The organism is Mesorhizobium sp. M7A.F.Ca.CA.003.01.2.1, from assembly GCF_003998945.1.
Taxonomy (GTDB): domain Bacteria; phylum Pseudomonadota; class Alphaproteobacteria; order Rhizobiales; family Rhizobiaceae; genus Mesorhizobium; species Mesorhizobium ciceri.
Genome location: NZ_RZRA01000971.1, coordinates 1 through 2,050 on the forward strand (window position 1 = coordinate 1; position 2,050 = coordinate 2,050).

Annotated in this window: 4 protein-coding genes; all 4 read right to left on the bottom strand. The window is 60.7% G+C overall.

Annotated elements, in window-relative coordinates; translation table 11 throughout:
- Nucleotides 1-296, bottom strand: a 296-nt coding sequence (locus EN969_RS28410; protein WP_245467539.1) for a glycine zipper domain-containing protein, incomplete at its 3' end; no start/stop codon positions are given.
- A 175-nt stretch (nucleotides 297-471) separates the two neighbouring features.
- Nucleotides 472-840: a GFA family protein gene (locus tag EN969_RS28415; RefSeq protein WP_024503891.1), complete on the bottom strand. Its 369-nt coding sequence runs from the start codon at nucleotides 838-840 to the stop codon at nucleotides 472-474.
- Between the two features lie 168 nt (nucleotides 841-1,008).
- A complete protein-coding gene (locus tag EN969_RS28420; protein ID WP_013531369.1) occupies nucleotides 1,009-1,386 on the bottom strand; it encodes a hypothetical protein in 378 nt (125 codons plus the stop codon).
- Between the two features lie 288 nt (nucleotides 1,387-1,674).
- The coding region (locus tag EN969_RS28425) for a GFA family protein (RefSeq protein WP_127419596.1) at nucleotides 1,675-2,050 on the bottom strand (376 nt) is incomplete at its 5' end.

Consider the following 2,050-nt stretch of genomic DNA (forward strand, 5'->3'; position numbering starts at 1 on the left):
CCGCTGCGGGTGACGCTGACACCGGTGCCCTCGAGCTGCCGGCGCAGTTCGGCCTCGTTCTGGTCCATCGTGGCGCCGATGGCGCCGCCGGCCAGCGCGCCGATGCCGGCGCCGATCAGTGCGTTGCGGCGGTCGTTGCCACCGGCAAGCAGGCCAAGGTTGGCACCCGCCAGGGCGCCAAGGCCGGCGCCGGCCGCCGTGTTGGAAATCTTCTGGTCGCCTGTATACGGATCGGTGGTGGTGCAGGCGCTCACGAGCACAGCCGTCGCCACGACGACGAGCACAGTCTTTTTCATAGGATGGTCCCTCTCCAAGTCACGCCTTGCGGTGGCGCCAAATCAGCCCTTCCCGCGACTTGTACCATGAATTGCGGCGAAAAGCGGAACGGCAAAAGCGCCGTTCACGGCTTTTCCCGAGTGACCAATACCCGGTGGTGGCGCCGCATCGCCGTGCCGGAATGGTTTGGATAAGCTACCAGAGGTTCTTGCCGTCTATGACAACCACTTCGACCTTGTCGAGATCGAAATCATCGAACAGCCGCGAGTTGACGCTGATCTTGGGATTGTCGAAATCCGGCTCGCCTGTCGACCAGTCCGGCGTTTCGGTAAAGGTGCCGCAGCCGCAGGTGGCGCAAAAACCGTGCTTTACGGTCTTCGACCCCCAACGATAGAAAGAGACGTTCTCCATCGGGCTGGTGAGCTTGAATTGCGAAGGCACGTAATAGGCCCAGAGCGAGCCGCGTTTCGAGCAGAAAGAACAGGTGCATTGCGTCACCGTCTGCGGTGCTTGCGAAACCTCGAACGTCGTCGCCTTGCAATGACAGCTTGCCTTGATGGTCATCAACGAACTCCTCCTGTCGCCGCCACCCTGTGCGGCAAAGGCAGCATAAAGAGGTGCTCCTGACAACTGTCTGTCAGCAAGCATCACCGGCGCTACCGCGACAGGCGCGTCTCAGCAAGCCCGTCCCGTCACACGCGATCAGGCGGACGTAGGAATGCGCTCCTATCGTCAATACGAGCGCGGCGGCACGAACAGGCAGATTGTCCTGCCGGCGTCGAGGCCCCCCTGGTGCGCGCACCAATGGAACTCGCCGTCCGGGCTGTCCTTGACACGCTTGTCGGTCATTGGAACGACCTCACCCGTTCCGGCGATGACATAGCCCTCGGGTTTCTCCAGCACTTCGCCTGTATGGGTCGTGCGACAATCATAGTTGGCGCAGCATGCGAACGGATAACTCCAGCCTTGTGGCTTTGCCGCCGTGGGCGTGGCGTCATGCGCGAAGGCAGGTGCCGTCAGCATTGCCATCGCGCCGATCGCGAACAGGGAAAACAAAAGTCGGCCAGCCGGTTGAACGGCATTGGCCGATCTGAGTGTGGCAGCAGACATGGAAACGTTCCTTTCAAACGAGCATCAAGCGTTTCGCTTGCCCGTTCCCGGAACGTATCTTCCCAGTGGCCGGATCGTCGGGTCGCAGATATGCCGCGTCCGGCCATAAATGCTTTTTCTCTCCCAGCCCTTGGATGCTGGGCTGATTCCTTGGTCGGCGCAAGAACATGCATTCCCGACATCGTTCTACAGACGTCAGGCATCCGCTACCGCCGACGAGATGAGGCCAAGGTCAATTCCCGGCAAACGGGCGTCGAATAAACGGGATTGGCCCGCTGTGGTTCCAGCCTATTGCTGGTCGGAGCCGGCAATCACGTGCTCTTGATACTGCGGCAGGTCATCGGTGATGGTGAACCAGCCCGCCTTCGAACCGACGAAGATGTGCTCGGTTGGACGAATGGATGGGTCGTCGACGAGCGTTCCCATGGCGACATGGACATAGGCGCCGTCGCGCACGAGCGAATAAAGCAAGGAGCCGCACTGGCAGCAATGCGCGTTGTGGCCGCTTTGGTCGCCGAAGATCAGGAGTTTGTCCTCGCCTTCGGTGAGGACAAACTTTTCACGCTCGATACCAGCGAAAGGCTTGAATGCCGAACCGGTGGTGCGCCGGCAGTCCGAACAATGGCAATTCGCGGCATAGAGGAATTCGTCGGCCACCTCGTAG